This window comes from Geodermatophilus arenarius, from assembly GCF_042654585.1.
In the GTDB taxonomy this organism is placed as follows: Bacteria; Actinomycetota; Actinomycetes; order Mycobacteriales; family Geodermatophilaceae; genus Geodermatophilus; species Geodermatophilus arenarius.
Genome location: NZ_JBHSGR010000023.1, coordinates 17,740 through 33,369, shown reverse-complemented (window position 1 = coordinate 33,369; position 15,630 = coordinate 17,740). Strand labels below are relative to the sequence as shown.

General features: G+C 75.5%; 15 protein-coding genes. 9 read left to right on the top strand and 6 right to left on the bottom strand.

Annotated elements, in window-relative coordinates:
* Positions 1–66 precede the first annotated feature (66 nt).
* Positions 67–1,395 carry an MFS transporter gene (locus ACFO3M_RS18570; protein WP_387992256.1) on the top strand — a complete coding sequence of 443 codons (1,329 nt, stop codon included), beginning with the start codon at positions 67–69 and terminating at the stop codon, positions 1,393–1,395.
* Here ACFO3M_RS18570 and ACFO3M_RS18565 read toward each other — a convergent pair.
* Positions 1,358–3,067 carry a glycoside hydrolase family 13 protein gene (locus ACFO3M_RS18565; protein ID WP_387992253.1) on the bottom strand — a complete coding sequence of 570 codons (1,710 nt, stop codon included), beginning with the start codon at positions 3,065–3,067 and terminating at the stop codon, positions 1,358–1,360. The two genes, ACFO3M_RS18570 and ACFO3M_RS18565, sit on opposite strands and share 38 nt — an antisense overlap.
* Positions 3,068–3,184: 117 nt before the next feature.
* Here ACFO3M_RS18565 and ACFO3M_RS18560 point away from each other — a divergent pair, with 117 nt between their 5' ends.
* The 3 genes from ACFO3M_RS18560 (at position 3,185) to ACFO3M_RS18550 (ending at position 5,393) form a co-directional block, all read left to right on the top strand.
* Positions 3,185–3,565, top strand: a complete 381-nt coding sequence (locus tag ACFO3M_RS18560) for an FKBP-type peptidyl-prolyl cis-trans isomerase (RefSeq protein ID WP_387992251.1) — start codon at positions 3,185–3,187, stop codon at positions 3,563–3,565.
* 101 nt (positions 3,566–3,666) lie between these two features.
* Positions 3,667–4,671 carry a cation diffusion facilitator family transporter gene (locus ACFO3M_RS18555; RefSeq protein WP_387992248.1) on the top strand — a complete coding sequence of 335 codons (1,005 nt, stop codon included), beginning with the start codon at positions 3,667–3,669 and terminating at the stop codon, positions 4,669–4,671.
* A 29-nt stretch (positions 4,672–4,700) separates the two neighbouring features.
* Positions 4,701–5,393 (top strand): DsbA family oxidoreductase, encoded by a 693-nt coding sequence (locus ACFO3M_RS18550; RefSeq protein ID WP_387992245.1) that lies wholly within the window; start codon positions 4,701–4,703, stop codon positions 5,391–5,393.
* A gap of 61 nt (positions 5,394–5,454) precedes the next feature.
* Here ACFO3M_RS18550 and ACFO3M_RS18545 read toward each other — a convergent pair whose 3' ends face one another.
* Both ACFO3M_RS18545 and ACFO3M_RS18540 read right to left on the bottom strand, forming a co-directional pair.
* A complete protein-coding gene (locus ACFO3M_RS18545) occupies positions 5,455–5,697 on the bottom strand; it encodes an acyl carrier protein (protein ID WP_387992242.1) in 243 nt (80 codons plus the stop codon).
* 76 nt (positions 5,698–5,773) lie between these two features.
* Positions 5,774–6,007, bottom strand: coding sequence for a hypothetical protein (locus ACFO3M_RS18540; protein WP_387992239.1), 234 nt, complete (start codon positions 6,005–6,007; stop codon positions 5,774–5,776).
* Positions 6,008–6,099: 92 nt separating this feature from the next.
* Here ACFO3M_RS18540 and ACFO3M_RS18535 point away from each other — a divergent pair, with 92 nt between their 5' ends.
* Positions 6,100–6,627, top strand: coding sequence for an SRPBCC domain-containing protein (locus ACFO3M_RS18535; protein WP_387992236.1), 528 nt, complete (start codon positions 6,100–6,102; stop codon positions 6,625–6,627).
* Here ACFO3M_RS18535 and ACFO3M_RS18530 read toward each other — a convergent pair.
* Together ACFO3M_RS18530 and ACFO3M_RS18525 are read right to left on the bottom strand one after the other, a co-directional pair.
* Positions 6,603–7,028: a hypothetical protein gene (locus ACFO3M_RS18530; protein WP_387992233.1), complete on the bottom strand. Its 426-nt coding sequence runs from the start codon at positions 7,026–7,028 to the stop codon at positions 6,603–6,605. The two genes, ACFO3M_RS18535 and ACFO3M_RS18530, sit on opposite strands and share 25 nt — an antisense overlap.
* On the bottom strand, positions 7,025–8,209 hold the full coding sequence (locus ACFO3M_RS18525) for an NADH:flavin oxidoreductase/NADH oxidase (protein ID WP_387992230.1): 1,185 nt from the start codon (positions 8,207–8,209) through the stop codon (positions 7,025–7,027). Before ACFO3M_RS18525 ends, ACFO3M_RS18530 begins: the two co-directional genes overlap by 4 nt.
* A 217-nt stretch (positions 8,210–8,426) precedes the next feature.
* On the opposite strand from ACFO3M_RS18525, the gene ACFO3M_RS18520 reads away from it, so the two are divergent.
* From ACFO3M_RS18520 to ACFO3M_RS18510, 3 genes are all read left to right on the top strand, one after another.
* Positions 8,427–10,241 carry a phosphoenolpyruvate carboxykinase (GTP) gene (locus tag ACFO3M_RS18520; RefSeq protein ID WP_387992227.1) on the top strand — a complete coding sequence of 605 codons (1,815 nt, stop codon included), beginning with the start codon at positions 8,427–8,429 and terminating at the stop codon, positions 10,239–10,241.
* A gap of 227 nt (positions 10,242–10,468) precedes the next feature.
* Positions 10,469–11,683 carry an MFS transporter gene (locus tag ACFO3M_RS18515; RefSeq protein ID WP_387992224.1) on the top strand — a complete coding sequence of 405 codons (1,215 nt, stop codon included), beginning with the start codon at positions 10,469–10,471 and terminating at the stop codon, positions 11,681–11,683.
* Positions 11,680–12,345, top strand: coding sequence for an acVLRF1 family peptidyl-tRNA hydrolase (locus tag ACFO3M_RS18510; RefSeq protein ID WP_387992423.1), 666 nt, complete (start codon positions 11,680–11,682; stop codon positions 12,343–12,345). Before ACFO3M_RS18515 ends, ACFO3M_RS18510 begins: the two co-directional genes overlap by 4 nt.
* A 2-nt stretch (positions 12,346–12,347) precedes the next feature.
* On the opposite strand, the gene ACFO3M_RS18505 is transcribed toward ACFO3M_RS18510, so the two are convergent.
* Positions 12,348–13,364: a zinc-binding dehydrogenase gene (locus ACFO3M_RS18505; RefSeq protein ID WP_387992221.1), complete on the bottom strand. Its 1,017-nt coding sequence runs from the start codon at positions 13,362–13,364 to the stop codon at positions 12,348–12,350.
* 150 nt (positions 13,365–13,514) lie between these two features.
* Between ACFO3M_RS18505 and ACFO3M_RS18500 the strand changes: the two genes are divergently transcribed.
* On the top strand, positions 13,515–15,566 hold the full coding sequence (locus ACFO3M_RS18500; protein ID WP_387992219.1) for a HelD family protein: 2,052 nt from the start codon (positions 13,515–13,517) through the stop codon (positions 15,564–15,566).
* The last annotated feature ends 64 nt before the right edge of the window (positions 15,567–15,630 follow it).

The following is a 15,630-nucleotide window of genomic DNA, read 5'->3' as shown; positions in this document are numbered from 1 at the left end:
CGGCCCCGTCGGCGAGCATGGGGCCTGCGGCGCCGACGGTGCGCCGACTCCCGAGGAGGACCCGAGATGGCCGGCCTGCCGCGCGCGCTCGCGCCCCTGCGGCACCGCGACTACCGCCTGCTGGCCGCCTCGATGGGGCTGTCGCTGCTCGCCCAGGGGCTGTGGACGGTCGCGCTGGTCTGGCAGGTGGTCGACCTCGGCGGCGGGCCCGCCGCGCTCTCCCTCGCCACCGCCCTGTCCGCCGGCGGCATGCTGGCCAGCACGCTGCTCGGCGGCGCCCTGGCCGACCGCGTGCCGCAGCGGCGGATCCTGCTCGGCGTGGCGCTGCTGCAGACGGCGGCGGTCGGGCTGGTCGCCGTCCTGTCGCTGGCCGGGGCGCTGGCGCTCGGTCCGCTGGCCGCGGCCGCCCTGGCCCAGGGCGTCGCGACGGGGCTGTACTACCCGGCCTACTCGGCGCTGGTCCCGAGCGTGGTGCCGGCGGGCGACCTGCTCGCCGCCAACGGCCTCGAGGGCGTCGTCCGCCCGGCGCTGGCGATGGCGATCGGGCCCGCCGCCGGCGGCGTGCTGGTCGGCGCGTTCTCACCCGGCGCGGCGCTGCTCGCGACGGCGCTGACCTCGGCGGTCTCGGCCGCGTGCGTGGCGGCGCTGCCGACGGTGCCGGTGCGCCGCGACGAGGTCGGCTCGGGCCTGTTCGCCGACGTCCGCGAGGGCGTCGCCTACATGGTCCGCACGCCGTGGCTGCTGGCGACGCTGCTGTTCGCCTCGCTCATGGTGCTCGTGTTCATCGGCCCGTTCGAGGTGCTGGTCCCCTTCGCGGTCCGCGACCGGACCGGCGGCGGCCCGACCGAGCACGCCTGGGTGCTGGCCGCGTTCGGCATCGGCGGTGCGCTGGGGTCGGCGGTCGTCGCCTCGCTGCGGCTGCCGCGGCGCTACCTGACGGTCATGAACCTGCTGTGGGGCTTCGGCTGCGTGCCGATGGTCGTCTTCGGCTGGACGTCGTCGCTGTGGGTGATGATCGCCGCGGCCGGGGTGCTGGGCGCGGCGTTCGAGTCGAGCACGGTCATCTGGGGGACGCTGCTGCAGCGGCGGGTGCCGCCGGCGCTGCTCGGCCGGGTGTCCAGCCTCGACTTCTTCGTCTCGCTGGCGTTCATGCCGCTGTCGATGGCGCTGGCCGGGCCGGTCAGCGAGGTCGTCGGGCTCACCGGCACGTTCCTGCTCACCGGGCTGGTGCCGCCGCTGCTGGCGATCGCGGCGATCCTGTACTGGCGGCTGCCGGCCGACGAGGTCGCCCACCCGCTCGACGTCCCCGCCGAGGAGCCGGCGGGGCCCGGGACGGTCGACGAGCCGGAGGAACTGCCTACGGCAGGCGCAGGACCCTGGCCTCCCAGGGCCTGAGCACGGCGGGGTCGTCCTCGGGCAGGTTCCCGAGGACGACCTCCGCGCCGACCGTCTCCGGCAGCAGCCCGGCGAGGTCCTGCTCCTCGGCGCCGAGGTTGCAGACGACGAGCAGCGTGTCGCCGTCGAGGCCGCGGGTGAACGCGTACACCTGGTCGTGGTCGGGCAGCAGCATGGTGAAGGAGCCCAGTGCCACCACCGGGTCCTCGTGCCGCAGCGCGATCAGCCGCCTGTGGTGGGCGAGCACGGAGGCGGGGTCGTCGCGCTGGGCGGCGGCGTTCCACTCCGCGTGGTCGGGGTTGACCTCCAGCCACGGCGTCCCGGTGGTGAACCCGGCGCTCGGCGAGGCGTCCCACTGCACGGGTGTGCGCGCGTTGTCCCGGCTCATCCGGCGCAGCGCGGCGAACACCTCGTCGGGGTCGGCGCCGTGCGCCACGGCCTGGACCTGGTGGTTGATCGACTCGACGTCGCGGAACTGGGCCAGGTCGGTGAACGGGAAGTTCGCCATCCCGATCTCCTCGCCCTGGTAGACGTAGGGCGTCCCGCGGTGCAGGTGCAGCAGCGTGGCCAGGCAGGTGGCGGAGTCCCGGCGGTGGCGGGGCGAGTCGTCGCCGAAGCGGGACACCGCCCGCGGCTGGTCGTGGTTGTCCCAGTAGAGGGAGTTCCAGCCGACGTCGGCCAGCCCCGTCTGCCAGCGGCCGAAGGAGGCCTTGAGGTCGCGCATCCGCAGCGGCCGCGGGTGGAACTTCGAGCCCTCGAAGTCCAGGCCCACGTGCTCGAACTGGAACACCATGTCCAGCTCCCCGCGTGCCGGGTCGGTGAACAGCAGCGCGTCCTCCACCGTCGCGCCCGGCGTCTCCCCGACCAGCAGCAGCTGCTCGCGCCGGCCGGTGAAGACCTCGCGGTGCATCTCCTGCAGGAACTCGTGGATGCGGGGGCCGCACACCACCGACGCGGTCGCGTCCCCGTAGGGCAGGCCGGGCAGCGGCGGGCCGTCGTGCAGCTCGCCGTCCGGGCCGACGTCCTTGCTGATCAGGTTGATGACGTCCATGCGGAACCCGTCGACCCCGCGGTCGAGCCACCACCGCATCATCGCGTAGACCGCCTGCCGGACCTCGGGGTTCTCCCAGTTCAGGTCGGGCTGCCTGCGGTCGAACAGGTGCAGGTAGTACTCGCCGCTGGCCTCGTCGAGCTCCCAGGTCGAGCCGGAGAAGAAGCCGTGCCAGTTCGTCGGCTCGGCGCCCGGGTCGCCGGGCGCCAGGCCCGCCCTGGGCGGCCGCCACCAGTACCAGTCCCGCTTCGGCGAGTCCGGCGACGACCGGCTCTCGACGAACCACGGGTGCTCGTCGCTGGTGTGGTTGACCACCAGGTCCATCACCAGCTTCACGCCGCGGGCGTGCAGCCCGGCGACCAGCTCGTCGAGCTGCTCCAGCGTGCCGAACAGCGGGTCGACGTCCTGGTAGTCGCTGATGTCGTAGCCGTTGTCGGCCTGCGGCGAGGGGTAGACCGGGGAGAGCCAGACGACGTCGACGCCGAGGTCGGCGAGGTGGTCCAGCCGCTGCAGGACCCCGCCGAGGTCGCCGATCCCGTCGCCGTCGGAGTCCTGGAAGGAACGCGGGTAGACCTGGTAGACGACGGCACGCGTCCACCACGGCGCGTCAGCGGGGGTCACCGGACCAGCCCAGCACCCCTGGCCCCGCTCCGCACCTGCGCGGCCCCGAGGGCCCGCTGCTTGGATGGTCGGGACCCGTCGGGGGACTCCCCGGCACCCCTGATCCGAGGAGGACCGATGGCCGAGCCCCTGAGCCGCCCCGACGTCGAGCCGCCCACCGGGCCCGCGCCCGACGACCTGGTGATCGAGGACCTCGTCGTCGGCGACGGCCCCGAGGCCACCGCCGGCGTCCTGGTCAGTGCCCACTACGTCGGCGTCACCCACGACGGCGGCGAGCAGTTCGACGCCTCGTGGGACCGGGGCGACCCGCTGGAGTTCCGCCTCGGCGTCGGCATGGTCATCCAGGGCTGGGACGAGGGCATCCAGGGCATGCGCGTCGGCGGCCGCCGCCGGCTGACGATCCCCCCGCACAAGGCCTACGGCGACCGCGGCGCCGGCGGGGTCATCAAGCCGGGCGCGACGCTCGTCTTCGTGGTCGACCTCGTCGGCGTGCGCTGAGTCCTCCGCGCGGTCGTGCCCCGCTCCGCTCGGGGCAGGGCACGACCCGCCGCTGACCGGCACGTGGTTGCGCCGGACAACCGCGGGGCACCGGTGCGGCCATGAGCGAGCCGGTCCCCACCCGTGAGCACGTCCGCGCGAAGCAGGGCGCCGGCGGCGAGACGGGCGGCGAGTCCACCGGCACCGTCGTCGTCGCGGGCCTGGCCAACCTCGGCATCGCCGTCGCCAAGCTGGTCGGCGGGCTGGTCAGCCACTCCTCGGCCATGCTGTCCGAGGCCGCGCACTCGCTGGCCGACACGATCACCGAGGTGCTGCTGTTCGTCGCGCTCAAGCGGGGCGACAAGGCGCCCGACGCCCGCCACCCGGTCGGCTACGGCCGGGAGACCTACTTCTGGGCGCTGCTGGCCTGCCTCGCGACCTTCACCCTCGGCGCCGGTTTCTCCTTCTACCAGGGGATCGAGACCATCCTCGAGGGCGAGGAGCAGGGCTCCCCGCTGATCGCCTACGTCGTCCTGGCGGTCTCCTTCGTCCTCGAGGGCGCCTCCTGGCTCAAGGCCGTCCGGCAGGTCCGCGGGGCCGCCCGCACGTGGGGGACGACGCCCCGCCGCTACCTGGCCGAGACCACCGACACGACGGTCAAGGCCGTGACGTTCGAGGACAGCGCGGCCCTGGTCGGCCTCGTCCTCGCCGCGCTGGGGCTGTTCCTCGAGCAGGTGACCGGCGACCCGGTGTGGGACGGCATCGCCGCGATCCTCATCGGCGTGCTGCTGCTCCTCGTGGCCGGGTCGCTGGCGCGGGCCAACGTCTCGCTGCTCATCGGCCAGTCGATCCCGCGCCGGCTGCAGGACCAGCTCCGCGAGGAGATCGCCGGGCTGCCCCAGGTCGACGACGTCCCGGTGCTGCTCACCACCGTCATCGGTCCCGGGCAGCTGGCCGTCATGGCCAAGGTCGACTTCGCCGACAGCGCGACCGTGGCCGACATCGAGCGGGCCTCCGACGAGGCCGAGCGGCGGCTGGTCGCCCGCCACGGGGGCGTCCGCTTCGTCTTCCTCGACCCGACCCCCGGCGACGGGCGCGCCCGCGCGGAGGCCCACCGCCCGGAATGACGGCGGCCGGCCCGGAGTTGGGGGATGCCGTGCGCATCGAGGTCTGGTCCGACGTCGTCTGTCCGTGGTGCTACATCGGCAAGCGCCGGTTGGAGACCGCGCTGGAGCGGTTCCCGCACCGCGACCAGGTCGAGGTGGTCTGGCGGTCCTTCCAGCTCGACCCCACGATCCCCGAGGGCGAGACCCACGCGACCCTCCCGGCGCTGGCCGCCAAGTACGGCCGCCCGGTCGAGGAGATGCGCGCGGTGATGCGGCACGTCGAGGAGACCGCCGCCGGTGAGGGCCTGGAGTACCACCTCGCCGACGGCGTCAGCGGCAACACGCTGCTCGCCCACGAGCTCCTCCACCTGGCCGCCGAGCGCGGCCTGCAGGGCGCGGTGAAGGAGCGGCTGCTGCACGCCCACTTCGAGGAGGGCCGCTCGGTCTTCGACGTCGACGCGCTGGCCGCGCTGGCCGTCGAGGTCGGCCTGGACGAGGCCGAGGTGCGGGCGGCGCTCGCCGACCACCGGTTCCGTCCCGCGGTCCTCGCCGACGCCGCCACCGCCCAGGCGCTCGGCGCCACCGGGGTGCCGTTCTTCGTGGTCGACCGGAAGTACGGCGCCGCGGGCGCCCAGCCGGCCGAGCTGCTGCTGCAGGTGCTGGAGCGGGCCTGGGCCGACGCCCACCCGCTGGTCACCGTCCCCGCCGCCGAGGGCTGCGAGGACGGCTCCTGCGCGGTCTAGGCCCGCCACGACAGAGGGCCCCTCACCGGCTGCGGTGAGGGGCCCTCCGTCGTCGTGCGGGTCAACCCATCGCGGGGCCGCCCTGCTCGGTGCCCGACAGGTTCCTCAGGAACTCGTGGCAGCGCTTCGCGCGCTCCGAGTCCTGCTCCATCACCTCGCGGAAGAAGCCGGCGATGTCGTCCAGGCCCGCGTTCTCCGCGTCCCGGACGTACTGGCCGTAGTCGTGCCCGGCCTTCAGCGAGTGGTACTGCACCGAGATCAGGTCGTAGGCGACGTCCTCGAATCCGGTCTCACCCGTGGCCATGTCGGACCTCCTCGTCGTCGGAGAGTGGCGTCCGCACGGGTTCCCCGCAGGCCGGCAACGGAAACGGGCCGGTCCGTCACGACGCGCCGGTGACCGCGCCTCCCGTGACGTCCCCGCCGCCGGCGTCGTCGGCGAGCGTCCGCCCGGCCGTCGTCTCCGCGTCGTCGGCCGCGAGCTCCTCCTCGCCGGTGGACGCCGGGTCGTCGTCGGTCGAGGCCAGGTCCGCGCCCTGGGCGTAGGCGCCGGGGTCGGCCTGCGTCGTCCGGGGGTCGTTCAGCGGGTCCGGGACGTCGGGGTCGGTGACGGTCATGGCCCGTCCCTGCCCGGGGCGGCGGGCTGGCAACCCCGCGCGACGTGCGGCAGGGTCGGCGCGACGGGTCCCCCGACGGACGGAGACGCCCCGTGACCGACCCCGCGACCCCCGTCGACCCGCCGACGCACCGCACCGGCGCGGTCGCCGAGCTGCCCGACGGCCGCCTCCGGCTGGAGTTCCGCCGCTCCTGGGGCGACGGGCCCGACGCCGTCTGGGCCGCGCTCACCGAGCCCGACCGGCTGGCCCGCTGGTTCGGCACCTACGAGGGCGAGCGGGTCCCCGGCGGCCGGGGGACGCTGACGATGACCCACGAGCCGGAGCCGGCGGCGACGGAGGCCCGCATCGCCGAGTGCGACCCGCCGCGGGAGCTCGTCGTCGAGTGGCCGGAGCAGCAGGACTGGCGGGTCGGGCTCGCCGTCGTCGTGGAGAGCGGCCGGACGACGCTGCACCTCACCCAGGACTTCGCCGCCGGCACCGACGTCACCGACCACGCGCTCGGCTGGCACTGGTACCTCGACAAGCTCGACGCCGAGATGGGCGGGCACCCCGACCCCGGCGACTGGGACACCTTCCTCGCCCGGGTCGGGCCCGACTACGGGCGGACGCCGGAGGGCTGAGCGCCGAGCGCCGCCATGGCGGCGGCGGTGACCAGCCCGGCGGCGACCACCGCGGTCTCGACGGGCTCGGCGCCGGCCGGGGTCAGCCGCCGCCGCACCAGCCGCTCCGCGAGGTAGCCGGGCACGAGGGCGGCGCCGGTGGCGGCGAGGACCCGCGGGGCGCGCCCGTCGTCGCCGGCGGCGAGGCGGGCCAGCGCCCAGCCGTGGACGGCGAGGGTCCAGGCCGGCGGGCCGAGCGCCGTCCCGGCCCACCAGGCGTCGCGGCCGACGGTCGCCGCGCGCCCGGAGAGCACCGGCGTGTCGAACGCGTGCCGCCGGCGCAGCGACAGCGCCGTCCCGGCGAGGCTCGCCGCCAGCTGGACGGCGGACGCGGCGAGCAGCGCCCCGCGGCGGCCCGTCACCGGGCGCGCTCATGCACCTGCACCGGCGCCGGGCCGGTCCACGGCCCCAGGGTGCCGAGGAGGGCGTCGCGCCGGCCCAGCCGCGGGCCGGCCTGCACCGGGTAGGCGTCGTAGGCGCCGGTGAGGTCCCGCGCGGCGTGGACGGCGAAGTTCGGGTCCTCCTGTGCCTCCCGCGCGACGGCGACCAGGTCGGCCATGCCCCCGGCGACGACGGCCTCGGCCTGGCGCGCGTCGACGATCAGCCCCACCGCCATCGTGGCGACGTCCGCCCCCTCGCGGATGCCGGCGGCGAAGGGCACCTGGTAGCCGTAGCCCAGCGGGTGCTCCCAGCCGCCCAGGCCCCCGCCGGAGGCGTCGACGACGTCGACCCCGCGGGCGCGCAGCTCGCGGGCGAAGGCGATCGTGTCCTCGAGGGTGATGCCGTCGGGCGTGCCGTCGACGGCGGAGACCCGCACGAACAGCGGCCGGTCCGCGGGCCACGCGGCGCGGACGGCCTCGACCACCTCCAGGGGGAACCGCCAGCGCGCCTCCCGCGAGCCGCCGTAGCCGTCGGTGCGCCGGTTGGACAGCGGCGAGAGGAACTGGTGCAGCAGGTAGCCGTGCGCGGCGTGCACCTCGACGACGTCGAACCCGGCGTCGAGCGACCGGCGGGTGGCCGCGGCGAACGCCTCGCGGACCCCGGCCAGCTCCTCGACGGTGAGCTCGTGCGGCACCGGCCAGCCGGGGCCGGCGGGCACCGCGCTGGCCGAGACGGTCGGCCACGGCTGCTCGCCCGGTCGCGCGTCGTCGGCCGTCACCGGGCCGCCGCCCTCCCACGGGCGGTGGCTGCTGGCCTTGGCGCCGGCGTGGGCGAGCTGGATGCCCGCGACCGCGCCGGCGGCGTGCAGGAAGCCGGCGACGCGGGCGAGGCCGGGCACGTGCGCGTCGGACCACAGGCCGACGTCGCCGTGGCTGATCCGCCCCTCCGGCGTCACCGCCGTCGCCTCGACGACGACCGTGCCGAAGCCGCCGAGCGCGAACCGGCCGAGGTGCACGAGGTGGTAGTCGCCGACCAGCCCGTCGGTCACGGAGTACTGGCACATCGGGGCGACGACGAGCCGGTTCGGCAGCGTCACCCGGCGCAGCGTCAGGGGGGTGAACAGGGCCGGGGAGGGCGCGGAGCCGTTCGTGAGACTGGTCACGCCATGGAACCAACACCGCTCCCACCTGCGGTGTTCCCGGTGCCGACCCTGCGCGGACGTAGACGTCCTAGACGTAACATCTCTCACCGTTACAGGCGGGTGTCCCCGCTTGTACGCTTCCCGAACCCGACGGCCGGACCCGTTCCGCCGGCCCGGGAGACAGCACGCACCGGCGCCGGTGTCCCGACACCCGGCGTGCCCAGAGGATGGAGACGCCGTGACCTCCGTGACCACCCCCGGTCTCGACAACGCCCCCACCACGCACGCCCGGCTGCTCGCCTGGGTGCGTGAGATGGCGGAGCTGACCACCCCGGACGAGGTCGTGTGGGTCGACGGCAGCGACGAGGAGTGGGAGCGGCTCACCCAGAGGCTGGTCGACGCCGGCACCTTCACCCGCCTGGCGAAGAAGCCCAACTCGTTCTGGGCCGCGTCCGACCCCAGCGACGTCGCGCGCGTCGAGGACCGCACCTTCATCTGCTCGGTCGACGAGGCCGACGCGGGGCCGACCAACAACTGGATGGCCCCCGACGAGATGAAGTCGATCATGACGGAGCTGTACCGGGGCTGCATGCGCGGCCGGACGATGTACGTCATCCCGTTCTGCATGGGCCCGGTCGAGGCCGAGAACCCGATGTTCGGCGTCGAGCTCACCGACTCCGAGTACGTCGTCGTCTCCATGCGGGTCATGGCGCGCATCGGCTCGCGGATCCTCGAGGCGATGGGCACCGACCGGCCGTTCGTGCCGGCCATGCACTCCCTGGGCGCCCCGCTCGAGCCGGGCCAGGAGGACGTGCCCTGGCCCTGCAGCCAGACCAAGTACATCGTGCACTTCCCCGAGGAGCGGGCCATCTGGTCCTACGGCTCGGGCTACGGCGGCAACGCCCTGCTGGGCAAGAAGTGCTACTCGCTGCGGATCGCCTCGGTGATGGCCCGCGACGAGGGCTGGCTCGCCGAGCACATGCTGATCCTCAAGCTGACCAGCCCGCAGCAGAAGACGTACTACGTCGCGGCGGCCTTCCCGAGCGCCTGCGGCAAGACCAACCTGGCGATGCTCGAGCCGACCATCCCCGGCTGGAAGGTCGAGACCCTCGGCGACGACATCGCCTGGATGCGGTTCGGCGAGGACGGCCGGCTCTACGCGCTCAACCCCGAGTTCGGCCTGTTCGGCGTCGCGCCGGGCACCGGCTGGGACACCAACCCCAACGCGATGCGCACCATCGACAAGGGCAACTCGGTGTTCACCAACGTCGCGCTCACCGACGACGGCGACGTCTGGTGGGAGGGCATGACCGAGGAGCCGCCGGCGCACCTCACCAGCTGGAAGAAGCAGGACTGGACGCCGGACTCCGACGAGCCCTCGTCGCACCCGAACTCGCGGTTCTGCACCCCGATCGAGCAGTGCCCGATCCTCGCGCCCGAGTACGAGGACCCGAGGGGCGTGCCGATCTCGGCGATCCTCTTCGGCGGCCGCCGGAAGACCACGATCCCGCTGGTCACCGAGGCGCGGGACTGGAACCACGGCGTCTTCATGGGGGCCACGCTGTCCTCGGAGACGACCGCTGCGGCCACCGGCGCGGTCGGCGTCGTCCGCCGCGACCCGTTCGCCATGCTGCCGTTCATCGGCTACAACGCCGGTGACTACTTCCGGCACTGGGTCGAGACCGGCAAGGCGCACGACTCGACCAAGCTGCCGCGGATCTTCTACGTGAACTGGTTCCGCCGCGACGAGGACGGCGGCTTCCTGTGGCCGGGCTTCGGCGAGAACAGCCGGGTGCTCAAGTGGGTCGTCGAGCGCATCGAGGGCACCGCGGCCGCCGAGGAGACCGCCGTCGGCCACGTGCCCACGACCGGCTCGCTCGACGTCTCCGGGCTGGACGTGACCGAGGACCGGGTGCGCAAGGCGCTCGCCGTCGACAAGGACGAGTGGCGCGCGGAGATCCCGCAGATCACCGAGTGGTTCGAGAAGTTCGGGGACAAGCTGCCCAGCACCATGTGGGACGAGCTGGAGATCCTCAAGAGCCGGCTCGCCTAGGAGGAGGACCCCCTGCCCCCGCCGCTCGCACGCCCGCGGCGGGCGCCTGCAGGGGGGCCACCCGCGCGGGTCCAGGGCCCCGTTCCGGACAGCGTCGTCCGGGGCGGGGCCCGTGCTCGTCCGTGCCGGTCCGTGCACGGAACGGAGCCGTCTGCCAGCCGAGCGTGCGGACGTCGGTTAGCGTGGCTGGCGGTCCCGCGTCCCCCTGACGACAGGTTCGCTCCCCGGTGCCCAATCCCTACCTGCACGTGCTGCGCACGCCGCACGCGCTGCCCATGGTGCTCGCCGCCTTCATCGGCCGGCTGCCCCTGTCGATGGTCGGCCTGGGGTGCGTCCTGCTGGTCGCGGACGAGACCGGCTCCTACGGCCTGGGCGGCGTGGTCGCCGCCGCGGGCGCGGTCACCACCGCCCTGGCCGGCCCGGTCATCGGCCGGCTGGCGGACACCTTCGGCCAGCGCCGGACGCTGCTGCCCGTCGTCGCGGTGTTCGCGGCGGCCGGGGCGCTGTTCCTCGCCGCGGTCAAGGAGGACTGGCCGCGGTGGACCTTCTTCGTCACCGCCGGCGTCGCGGGGGCGTGCATCCCGCCGGTCGCCTCGATGATCCGGGTGCGCTGGACCCACCTGCTGCGCGGCACCCACCGCCTGCACACGGCGCTGGCGATGGAGTCCGTCGTCGACGAGCTGGTGTTCATCGTCGGGCCGGTGCTGGTGACCTTCCTGTCCACCACCGGGCACTCGACCTCCGGCGTCGTCACCGCCTTCACCCTCGCCGTCGTCGGGGCGCTGCTGTTCGCCGCGCAGGGGCGCACCGAGCCGCCGCCGCACGGGCACGAGGCGCGCAAGGGGCCCTCGGCCATCCGCACGCCGGGCCTGCGGGTGCTGTTCGTCGTCGGCGCCGCCGTCGGGTCGATCCTCGGCACGCTGGAGATCGCGCTGGTCGCCTTCGCCGACGAGGTCGGCGCGATGGGCCTGTCCGGCGTGCTCATCGCGGGCCTCGCGCTCGGCTCGATGATCAGCGGGATCGGCTGGGGCGCCGTGCACTGGCGGCACCCGCTGCGGCACCGGCTGCTGGTCGTGCTCGCGACGCTGACCGTGCTCACCGTGCCGCTGGTCCTCATCGGCAACGTCTGGGTGATGATCCCGTTCGTCGTCGTGGCCGGGGTGGCCGTCTCGCCGTCGCTGATCAGCTCGTTCACCCTCGCCGAGCTCATCGTGCCGCGGGTGGCGGTGACCGAGGCGTTCACCTGGATCGGCACCGCGCTCGGCCTCGGCGTCGCCGTCGGCACCTCGATCGCCGGGAAGGTCGTCGACACCGTCAGCGCCAACGCCGCGTTCCTCGTCGCCACGGTCTCGGCCGGGATCGCCGCCGTCGTCGTGCTCGCCGCGCAGCGGCTGCTGCACGTGCCGGCCGAGCACGCCGCCGAGCCGGCGATGGCGCGCTGACCCGGCCGCGTCCCGCCGCGGGCGGCGGCCGGGTCCTCGGCGTCGCGCCCGAGCGGCTCGGCCGGTGGCTGGACGGCGTCGCCACCCGGCACGGCGCCTTCGACACGGCCGTCGACGACGACGGCACCGTGCGGGTCACCTGCGCCGACGGCACGACCGTGACGCTGCGCGCGCCGTTCGGCTGGACCCCGGGCCCGGCGCCGCTCGCCACCTTCACCGCCGCCGCACGCCGGCCGCGGCGGGCCGCCGTCCTGCTGGTGCGCCGCGGCCGCTGGGCCACCGGCGTCTTCGACGGCGCGGACCTCGTCGTCTCCAAGGTCGACAGCCGGCTGGTGCAGGGCCGCAGCGCGGCCGGCGGCTGGAGCCAGCAGCGCTTCGCCCGGCGCCGCGGCAACCAGGCCGACGCCGTGGTCGCCGCGGCCGCCGACACCGCGGCCCGGGTGCTGCTGCCGCACGCCGGCGGGGTCGACGCCCTGTTCACCGGCGGGGACCGGGGGATGGTCGACGCCGTGCTCGCCGACCCCCGGCTCGCCCCGCTGGCGGCGCTGCGCCGGGAACCGGCGCTGGAGGTCGGCGAGCCGACGAAGGAGGTCCTGCTGGCCACCCCCGCCCGGTTCCGCGCCGTGCGGGTGCACGTCGTGGAACCCGGCGACCGGCCCTGAGCTCAGCCGTTCGGGAGCAGGACCAGGCGGATCGGGTTGCCCTCCTTGCGCTCGAGCATCTCGATGCCCTTCGCCGCGTCCTCGAGCGGCAGGGTGCCGGAGATCGAGCGGGACAGGTCCAGCCGGCCGTGCCGGACGAGGCCGACCAGCTGCTGCACGTGCCCGGGCTCGGAGCCGTAGTGGCCGAGGACCTGCTGCGAGAAGTAGCTGAACTGCGTGCCGTTGCGGATGGTCAGCGGCTGGTCGGTGAGCCCGACGAGCACCAGCCTGCCCTCGCGCTCCAGGCAGCGCACCGCCTGCTCGCGCACCGCGGCCACGCCGGCGAAGTCGAACGCGCAGGACAGGCCCGCGCCGCCGGTGAGCTGCCGCACCCCGCCGGCGACGTCCTCGGACGGGTCCAGGGCGAGGTCGGCGCCGAGGTCCAGGGCCCGCTGCCGGGCGGACTCCACCGGGTCGACGGCGACGATCGGCGCCGCGCCGGCCAGCCGCAGCAGCTGCACCGCGTGCGCCCCGAGACCGCCGATGCCCCACACGCCCACCGGCTCCCCGGCGCGCACCCCGGCCGTCTTGACGATCGAGGCCCACGGCGTCGACACGGCGTCGGGCACGATGCACGCCTGCTCGAAGGGCAGCTCGTCGGGGATGGGGACCAGGGTCTCGACGGTGGCCAGCGCGTACTGCGCCCAGCCGCCGTCGTAGTCGACGCCGCGGGTGTGGATCCAGCCGTCGACCTCCTCGCCGGCCTGCAGGAGGACCCGCTGCCCGGCCTGCCAGCCGGTCACGCCGTCCCCGAGCCCGGCGACGACGCCGGCCACCTCGTGGCCGAGCGTGACCTCCTCGCCCTGCAGGAACAGCGGGTTGAGCGTGCCGTCGACGAGGTGGACGTCGGACAGGCAGATGCCGGCCGCGCGGACCTCGACGAGGACCTGCCCCGGCCCGGGCACCGGGCGCGGCACCTCCTTGACCTCGAACTGCTTGGTGCGCACGTTGAGCCGGCCGGCGAGCATCGAGTCGGGCATGTCCCGCATCCTCCCCACCGGCCCGCGGGACCACACCGCCGCCTCCGGTGCACGCCCGCGGAGTCGCACGACCCCGGGGGCGGACGTGACCCACGGCACACGACGGCGTAACGTCCACCGGCCGTGTCAGCGACACCGACCGACACGAGCGTGACCGCCACTCCGAGCGATGCGGGGGCCGACCCCGTCCTGACCGCCGAGCGCGCCCACCTGGCCCTCGCCGGGGACTGCCTCGCCGGGATGCGCGCCGCCGCCTCCGCCGTCGTGGACGCCGGCGTCGACGCCTGGGCCTCCGAGCGCCTCGGCGCCGCCCGCGCCGAGCGGCTGCGCTCGCTGGCCGCCGACCCCGGCGTGCCGCCGTTCTTCGGCCGCACCGACGGCGACGGGGAGACCTTCCACATCGGCCGGCGGCACGTGCGCGACGCCGCCGGGCGGCCGGTGGTCATCGACTGGCGCGCGCCGATGAGCCGGCCGTTCTACCGGGCCAGCGCCGCCGATCCGCAGGGCCTGGTCCGCCGCCGCCGGTTCGGCTTCTCCGGGGGCGAGCTGACCTCCTACGAGGACGAGCTGCTCGGGGCGGGGGAGGAGGGCGACGGCGCCCTGCCGCGGGCGGAGACGTCGAGCCGGGTCCTGCTCCAGGAGATCGAGCGCCCGCGCTCCGGCCCCATGCGCGACATCGTCGCCACCATCCAGCCCGAGCAGGACGAGATCGTCCGGGCCCCGCTGGCCGAGTCGGTGTGCGTGCAGGGCGCGCCGGGCACCGGCAAGACCGCCGTCGGCCTGCACCGCGCCGCCTACCTGCTCTACACGCACGGCGGGCAGCTGGCCCGCACCGGCGTCCTCGTCGTCGGGCCCAACCGGGCGTTCCTGCGCTACGTCGAGCAGGTGCTCCCCACCCTCGGCGAGGTCGACGTCGACCAGACCACGGTCGCCGAGCTGACCGGCCGGGTGCCGGTGCGGGCGCAGGACGCCCCGGAGGTCGCCGCCCTCAAGGGCGACGCCCGCATGGCGCAGGTGCTGGAGCGGGCGCTGTGGGGCGCGATCGCCAAGCCCGCCGACGACGTCCTGGTGCCGCTGGCCGGCCGCCGCTACCGGGTGCCGGTGGAGCGGCTCAAGCGGTACGTCGACGACCTGCGGCGGCGCGGCCGCGTGCCCGACGACCGGCAGCGGCTGCACCACACCGCCGGCCGGGAGCGGCTGGCGCTGCTGCTCGCCGAGGACGCCCGCCGGCAGCAGGAGGAGGCCGGCGGCAGCCCGACCGACGCCGAGACCCGCCGGGCCGCACGCAGCCCCGAGGTCCGCGCGTTCTGCGACGCCGTCTGGCCCGCCCGCGACCCGGCCGGCCTGGTCCTGGAGCTGCTCGGCGACCCCGCGGTCCTGGCCCGCGCCGCCCGCGGCGTGCTCGGCGACGACGAGCAGGCGCTGCTGCACCGCCCGGCGCCGCGCTCGGTCGGCACCGCGCCGTGGACCGCCGCCGACGCCGTCCTGGTCGACGAGGTGGCCGGGCTGCTCGAGCGGACGGCGGGCTACGGGCACGTCGTCGTCGACGAGGCGCAGGACCTCTCGCCCATGCAGTGCCGCGCGGTGGCCCGCCGGCTGGCCGCCGGCTCGCTCACCGTGCTCGGCGACCTCGCGCAGGCCACCAGCCCGTGGTCGCCGGCCGACTGGGCGCCGACGCTCGCGGGCCTGGGCCGCCCGGACACCGCCGTCCGGCCGCTGACCCGCGGCTACCGGGTCCCGGGGGAGGTCCTCGACTACGCCAACCGGCTGCTGCCGGCGATCGCGCCCGGCCTGCCCGCGGCCACCGCCGTGCGCCGGGACCCCGGTGCGCTCGCCGTCCGCCCGGTCGCCGACCTCGCCGGGCCGCTGGCCGAGGTGGTCGCCGACCTCGCGGCCGGCCCCGGGTCGGTCGGCGTCGTCTGCGCCGACGCCGCGGTCCCCGAGGTGGCGCGGCTGCTGGCCGCCGCGGGCCTGCCGGCGTCGGTGCTCGCCGACGACGGCCCGGCGGCCGGGCGGGTCGCCGTCGTGCCCGCCGCGCTGGCGAAGGGGCTGGAGTTCGACGCCGTCGTGGTGGCCGACCCGGCGGCGATCGTGGCCGCCGAGCCGCGGGGGCTGTCCCGGCTCTACGTCGTGCTCACCCGGGCGGTGAGCACGCTGGTGGTGCTGCACCGCGACGACCTGCCCGCCCTGCTGGAGGGCTGAGCGTCCCCCGACCGCGGGACCGCACGGCGCGGGTCGTTGTGGCCGGACGTGATCTCTGTTGCAG

Excerpts from the sequence above, each read along its gene's own strand:
- ACFO3M_RS18570 (WP_387992256.1), top strand. The coding sequence starts at position 67 with ATGGCCGGCCTGCCGCGCGCGCTCGCGCCCCTGCGGCACCGCGACTAC.
- ACFO3M_RS18560 (WP_387992251.1), top strand. The coding sequence starts at position 3,185 with ATGGCCGAGCCCCTGAGCCGCCCCGACGTCGAGCCGCCCACCGGGCCC.
- ACFO3M_RS18555 (WP_387992248.1), top strand. The coding sequence starts at position 3,667 with ATGAGCGAGCCGGTCCCCACCCGTGAGCACGTCCGCGCGAAGCAGGGC.
- ACFO3M_RS18545 (WP_387992242.1), bottom strand. The coding sequence starts at position 5,697 with ATGGCCACGGGTGAGACCGGATTCGAGGACGTCGCCTACGACCTGATC.
- ACFO3M_RS18540 (WP_387992239.1), bottom strand. The coding sequence starts at position 6,007 with ATGACCGTCACCGACCCCGACGTCCCGGACCCGCTGAACGACCCCCGG.
- ACFO3M_RS18505 (WP_387992221.1), bottom strand. The coding sequence starts at position 13,364 with ATGCCCGACTCGATGCTCGCCGGCCGGCTCAACGTGCGCACCAAGCAG.